3 protein-coding genes are annotated in these 7,219 nt (G+C 38.1%); all 3 read left to right on the top strand.

Features of this window, described 5'->3' with window-relative positions:
- Positions 1-693, top strand: a 693-nt coding sequence (locus tag RMZ95_RS22940) for a phosphopantetheine-binding protein (protein WP_409883503.1), incomplete at its 5' end; no start/stop codon positions are given.
- 29 nt (positions 694-722) lie between these two features.
- Positions 723-5,423, top strand: coding sequence for a type I polyketide synthase (locus tag RMZ95_RS22935; RefSeq protein WP_322686232.1), 4,701 nt, complete (start codon positions 723-725; stop codon positions 5,421-5,423).
- A gap of 103 nt (positions 5,424-5,526) precedes the next feature.
- Positions 5,527-7,206 (top strand): pyridoxal-dependent aspartate 1-decarboxylase PanP, encoded by a 1,680-nt coding sequence (gene panP, locus RMZ95_RS22930; RefSeq protein WP_322671030.1) that lies wholly within the window; start codon positions 5,527-5,529, stop codon positions 7,204-7,206.
- Positions 7,207-7,219: the final 13 nt, after the last annotated feature.

Here is a 7,219-nt window from a genome sequence, read left to right as displayed (position 1 = left end):
GGGAATATAGAATTTCTCGGACGTATTGACCATCAGGTGAAGATTCGTGGTTTTCGGGTTGAACTTGGAGAAATTGAGACATTTCTGCTTCAGCACCCGAATGTACGTGAAAATGTAGTCGTGGTTCAGCAAGACGAACCAGGTAACTTACAATTAGTTGCCTATGTGGTTGCTAAGACACAAGCAGTTCCTAATATTAGTGAATTGCGTAGCTTCTTAAAGGAAAAGTTACCTGACCACATGTTGCCTTCTGCCTTTGTGATGCTGGAAAATCTACCCCTAGCACCTAGCGGTAAGGTAGACCGGAAAGCTCTGCCAAAACCAGATAATCTTCGCCCGAAATTAGAAACAGCTTACGTATTGCCGCGAAATGAGATGGAACACGCAATTGCTGACATTTGGCAAAAAATACTTAAGGTGGAGAAAGTCGGTATTCAAGATAACTTTTTTGACCTTGGTGGTCATTCGCTAAATGTACTTCAGGTTTATAGCAAACTGCGGGAACTTTATAAAGCAGACTTAGTAATAACCGATCTATTTAAATATCCAACAATTAGTTCCATATCGCGGTATTTAAGTCAAGAAGATGATAATAACTTTGCAAACCAAAGCAATGAATTGAATGAACAGTTAGAAGCTGGTAAAGCAAGATTAAAGCAACGTTTTTTACAAAAAAAGCAACAAAGCGTTTAATATTTACTATTGAATAATTAGCATTAATTATGGGAAATTCAGAATATTTAAGTAGCAAAACTGGTCTGGAGATAGCCATTATTGGCATGAGTGGCTGTTTCCCAGAGGCTGAAAATATTGAGCAATTTTGGTACAATCTCCGAGATGGAGTAGAGTCAATACATAGATTCGACGATCGAGAATTAAAAGATTTAGGTGTAGATGAGGCCTTATTGAGCGACATAAATTATGTTAAAGCAGAGGGTGTAGTCAAAGATATAGACTTATTTGATGCTTCATTCTTCGACATTAATCCTAGAGAAGCTGAAGTCATGGACCCTTCACTCCGTTTTTTCTTGGAGCATTCATGGAAAGCACTTGAAGATGCTGGGTATAGTTCGGATGTCTATAAAAAGCCTATTGGGGTCTACGCTGGGACAAGTTTTGGCAGTTATTTACTTAACATTTATTCTAATTATGAGCTTCTAGCCTCTGTAGGTGATAAGCAAATAGAAAAGGGAACTTCTCCAGATTATGTTACTACACTTGCTTCTTATAAATTAAATTTGCAGGGGCCAAGTTATGCAGTTCAAACTACTTGCTCTAGCTCGTTGGTTGCTGTACATTTAGCTTGCCAAAGTTTGCTTAGTGGTGAGTGTGATATTGCTTTAGCAGGAGGAGTTTCAATATCGACAGCAGTTGGTTATTTATATAAAGATGGAGGAATTGAATCTCGTGATGGACATTGTCGTGCTTTCGACGCTAAAGCTGCGGGAACAGTAAAAGGAAGGGGTTTAGGTCTTGTAGTTTTAAAACGGTTAGAAGAAGCGATCGCAGATGGTGATTGCATCCATGCTATTATCAAAGGCTCTGCTATTAATAACGATGGGTCAAATAAAGTTAGCTATACAGCACCTAGCGTAGATGGGCAAGCCAAGGTAATAAGAGCTGCTCAGGTTATGGCTGAGGTAGAACCTGATACCATTAGCTATATTGAAGCACATGGAACCGGCACAACTCTTGGAGATCCTGTTGAAATCGCTGCCTTAACACAAGCTTTTCGTATTAAAACTCAAAACAAAGGATTTTGTGGTATTGGTTCTGTGAAAACCAATATTGGGCATTTAGACTCAACTGCTGGAGTAGCAGGTTTGATTAAAACTGTACTAGCCTTAAAACACAAACAAATTCCCCCCAGTTTAAACTTTGAAGAACCATCACCGCAAATTGATTTTGCTAATAGTCCTTTTTATGTAAACAATAAATTATCTGAGTGGAAAATTAGCAATACTCCTCGCAGGGCGGGTGTTAGTTCCTTTGGTTTTGGCGGAACAAATGTCCATTTAGTTGTAGAAGAAGCTCCGATAACTCAATCCTCTAGTGATTCTAGACATTGGCAATTATTATTACTTTCAACTAAGACGAATACAGCATTAGAAACTGCTACAGAAAATTTAACTAATTACCTACAAAAAAATCCAGATTTAAACCTCGCTGATGTTGCTCATACTTTACAATTAGGACGGTGGACTTTGAACCATCGCCGAATAGTAGTTTGCCAAAACCAAGAAGATGCAATTAATGCATTGCAAGATCCTCAAAGAGCTTTCACCCATTACCAAGAACCTTGTAATCGTCCGGTCGTGTTTATGTTTTCTGGACAAGGTTCGCAATATGTAAATATGGGTCGAGAATTATACGAAAGTGAAGCCGTATTTAAACAGCAAGTTGATTATTGCTGTGAATTGCTTAAACCTTACTTAGAATTAGACCTGCGTTCAGTTCTCTATCCCAGAGTAGAAGAAGCTCAAGAAGCAACACAAAAGTTGCAGCAAACAGCAATTACTCAACCTGCGTTGTTTGTGATTGAATATGCTTTAGCTAAGTTGTGGATGGCATGGGGTGTGCGCCCTGAGATGATGATTGGTCACAGTATAGGGGAGTATGTAGCTGCAACGATCGCTGGAGTTTTCTCTTTAGAAGATGCCTTAGCTATAGTTGCAATGCGAGGAAAACTAATGCAGCAGTTACCTGGTGGTGCTATGCTCTCGGTTCAGCTTTCAGAACAAGAGTTACAACAACTGCTAGAAAAAGAAATCTCTCTGGCTGCGAGCAATGCACCTTCTTCTTGTGTGGTGTCCGGTGCAACAGAAGCAATAGAGAAATTGCAACAAAAGCTACAACAAATAGGTGTAAACTTTAGGCGTTTGCATACTTCTCACGCCTTTCATTCTCAAATGATGGAACCCATCATTGAGACTTTCATCCAGTTATTACAAAATGTAAAACTCAATCCCCCAAAAATTCAGTTTGTTTCTAATGTTAGCGGTACTTGGATTACCGCAGATGAAGCAACAGATCCTAACTATTGGGCTAGACATTTAAGGCAACCAGTACGCTTCAGTTTAGGAATCTATGAGTTACTCAAACAGCCAGAGGCAATACTGTTGGAAGTGGGACCAGGACGGACACTAAGTAGTTTTGCAAAACAACATCAAACAGATAAACTCATAGCACTAACTTCTATACGACATCCTCAAGAGCAACAATCAGATATAGAGTTTTTACTTAACACTTTGGGTAGGCTTTGGTCAGTAGGAATTCAAATTGATTGGTCAGGTTTTTATGTAAATGAAAAGCGTCATCGCATACCCTTACCTACTTATCCTTTTGAGCGGCAGCGTTACTGGATTGAGGTAAATCAAAATGCGACTCTGGCAATGATGTCGCCAAAAAGTTCTGATAAAAAACCAGATATTGCTGATTGGTTCTACGTTCCTCGGTGGAAAGAATCTACACCAATGGAATTTTTTCAACCGGATAAGTTGGTAGAACAAAAGTCATATTGGTTGGTGTTTGTCGATCCCTATGGAGTGGGAGCAGAAATTGCTGAACGACTGAAACAACAGGGACATGAGGTGATTTTTGTTAGGGTCGCAGATAAATTTTCCCAGCTTGATGAGTGTACATATACAATCAATCCTAGACAGAAGGATGACTATGATGCCTTATTGGAAACACTACAAAAACAGAATTTGAATTCACAAGCGATCGCAAAGCGTGCCGGATGGCATCTTGCACATTTTTGGAGCGTTACTCCTAACAATACTTTACCCAGTCAAGAGCTAGAGCCACAAACACAATATCAATTTTTTGAAGATTGCCAAAGTCTTGGTTTTGATAGTTTGCTGTTTCTGACCCAAGCCTTAGCAAAACAAAATATAATTGAACCAATCAAGCTGATGGTTGTCACCAGTAATCTACATGATATAACTGGCAGCGAAAAATTATGCCCTGAGAAGGCAACTATATTAGGGCCATGCAATGTAATTCCGCAAGAGTATCTCAACATAACTTGCTGTTGCTTTGATATTGTACTTCCAGACTCCATAACTAAGCCATCACAAACACTTATAGACTCACTGCTTACAGAATTTACAGCACCAATAACTGAGAACTTAATTGCTTATCGTAGCAATCATCGCTGGATTAAAACATACGAAGCTGTACAGTTAGATAAAGGCATTATCAGCAAAACCAAGTTGAGAAAAGGAGGCGTTTACCTAATCACTGGTGGGCTTGGTCGCATTGGTTTAGCAATGTCAGAATACTTAGCAAAAACAATGCAGGCTAAGTTAGTTTTAATCGGCAGAAAAGGCATACCGGAAAGACACCAGTGGTCTGAGTGGCTACTAAACCATGATGAATCTAATGAAGTTAGCCAGAAGTTAAAAAAGGTGATGAGGCTAGAAGAATTAGGTGCACAAGTTCAAGCGATCGCGGCTGATGTAGCTAATGAAGAACAAATGCAACAAGCTATAGCATTAGTTAATGAACGGTTTGGTGAAATTCATGGCGTTATCCACGCAGCCGGAATTAATGACGATGCGTATTACACTATCGAAGAAAGTTCTAAAACTCAAAGTCAATCACAATTTAATCCTAAAGTATATGGACTATTTGTTTTAGAAAAACTTTTGCAAGACCAAAAGTTAGATTTTTGCTTATTTACATCTTCCTCATCATCTGTTTTAGGAGGTTTAGGGTTAACTTCTTATTCTGCTGCTAACATTTTTATGGATGCATATGCCCATAAGCACAACCAAATAAATTTGTTCCCTTGTATTAGCGTAAACTGGGATACTTGGCAATCTCAAGAAGATGATATACAGGATTTAACTGTGGGAGTAGCTTTAGAAAAATTACGCATGACATGGCAAGAAGGAATCGATGTCTTTAGTCGTGTATTATCTCTAAATAAAACTCCACAAATTGTTGTTTCTGCGGGAGAACTACAACCAAGAATTGAACAATGGATAAAACGAAACTTTTTACAAAATAAGGAATCATCAAATAATCAAGGTAGTTTATCACTTCATTCCAGAGCAAACTTACAAAATGAGTATGTCCCATCTAGCAATAATGTAGAGCAAATAGTTGCTACGACTTGGCAAAAAGTTCTGGGAATTGAAAAAATTGGTATTTATGATAACTTTTTTGATTTGGGAGGTAGTTCTCTCATAGGTGTTGAGATTATCTCTCATTTACAAAAAGAATTAAATGCCCATATTCCGATAATCAGCATTTATGAAAGACCTACTATTAGTTCACTTGCCGAGTTTTTAAGTAGCGACGAAGAAGCTGATTTACAAAAAGATTCTTACCGGACTCAAACGAGGTCTGCTTCAATTAAACGTCGCAAACAAGCTAGACAAAATCATCGAAGGACATCACTGATAGAAGATAATTAGTATTTTAAACCTAGTTAAGGGTTTACTTAGGATAAGGACTAAAGTCCTGACTACAAACTTGTAACCAGGCAATTAAGAACTAAGATATATTCTGGAGTAGAAAATGGCATTAAGTCAGCAGAGACAAAAAACTCAGCAAAATTTATTTCTTGAAAATGAGCTAACACCACAGTATGAAGTTGCTAAGGGAGTGATGCAATTATTTGCACCGTCTAATAATTTAATATCATCTATAGAAGCTAAAATGGGTGTTCAAACTGACGTTTTAGTTGATGATTTTTTAAGCGCAATTAGCACTAATTCAACTATTGATTTCAATACATTAGTAGAAACGTTTTCTGATAGTCAAGTTCCGATTAATCCTGGTAATTTTGATAGTTACCTTGATTATTTAGCAAATAACGTTATTAATCATTCAATACATACATCTTCACCACGGTTTATAGGTCATATGACCTCTGCTCTTCCCTGTTTTGTGCGACCGATCGCAAAACTGATGACAGCTATGAACCAAAATGTTGTCAAAATAGAAACAGCCAAAGCTTTTAGCCCTTATGAACGTCAGGCTTTGGCAATGATGCATAGATTGATTTATAACTTTTCTGATGAATTTTATAACGAACATATCCAAAATAGCCAAAGCACTTTAGGCATATTGGTTTCTGGAGGTACGGCAGCAAATATCATCGCACTTTGGTGCGCTCGCAATAAATCTTTAGGTGCAAAAAATAGTTTTGCAGGTGTAGAAAAAGAAGGTTTAACAGCAGCTTTAGATTACTATGGTTATCAAGGAGCGGTAATCATTGGCTCTGAATTGATGCATTATTCTTTTGATAAAGCCGCAGATTTATTAGGCATAGGTACGCATGGTTTAATAAAAATTCCTACTAATGGTGATAATCAAGTAGACTTACCAGCTTTACGTCAAGCTGTTGCAGATTGTCAGACTAAAAACTTGCATATTATTGCGATCGTGGGTGTTGCTGGTACTACGGATTCTGGAAACATAGATTCGCTTTTAGACATAGCAGATATTGCCCAAGATGCAAATGTTCATTTTCATGTAGATGCAGCTTGGGGTGGCCCACTCATTTTTTCCGAACAACATCGACAAAAGCTTGTTGGTATTGAACGCGCTGATTCGGTAACAATTGATGGACATAAACAACTGTATTTACCTATGGGTATTGGTATGGTATTTATGCGCGAACCATACTTAGCTTTATCGATTGAAAAAAATGCTAGCTACACCATGCGTAAGGGTTCATTCGATTTGGGTAAACGCGCTTTAGAAGGTTCTCGAGCGGGTATGGCATTATTTTTACATGCTGGGTTACATCTGATCGGACTTAAAGGTTATGAATTTTTAATTGATGCAGGTATTGAGAAGACACAATATATGGCGGATCAAATTACTGCCATACCCGAATTTGAGTTACTATCTCAACCGGATATAAATCTCCTTCTTTACCGTTACATCCCAGAACCTTTCAGAGAACTTGCAGTTAAAAAGCAATTAACAGACACTGATAATCAACAAATCAATATATTCAATGAGCGCCTGCAAAAAACTCAACGTCAAGCCGGTCGTACTTTTATCTCGCGGACAACAAAAAGAATTAACTGTTTAGAAAAAGAAATTTCTGTGACTGCGCTTCGGGCGGTAATCGCTAATCCGCTCACGACTAAAGAGGATATAGATGCAGTACTAAATGACCAAATTCAGATTGCTTTAGATTTATCGATATCAGATTCCTTAGAAGCCACTCAGAGCCTAGCGTAGTTGCTGTTAATAA

The organism is Nostoc sp. DedQUE07 (assembly GCF_034530975.2).
In the GTDB taxonomy this organism is placed as follows: domain Bacteria; phylum Cyanobacteriota; class Cyanobacteriia; order Cyanobacteriales; family Nostocaceae; genus Nostoc.
This window is presented reverse-complemented; position numbering and strand designations above follow the sequence as displayed.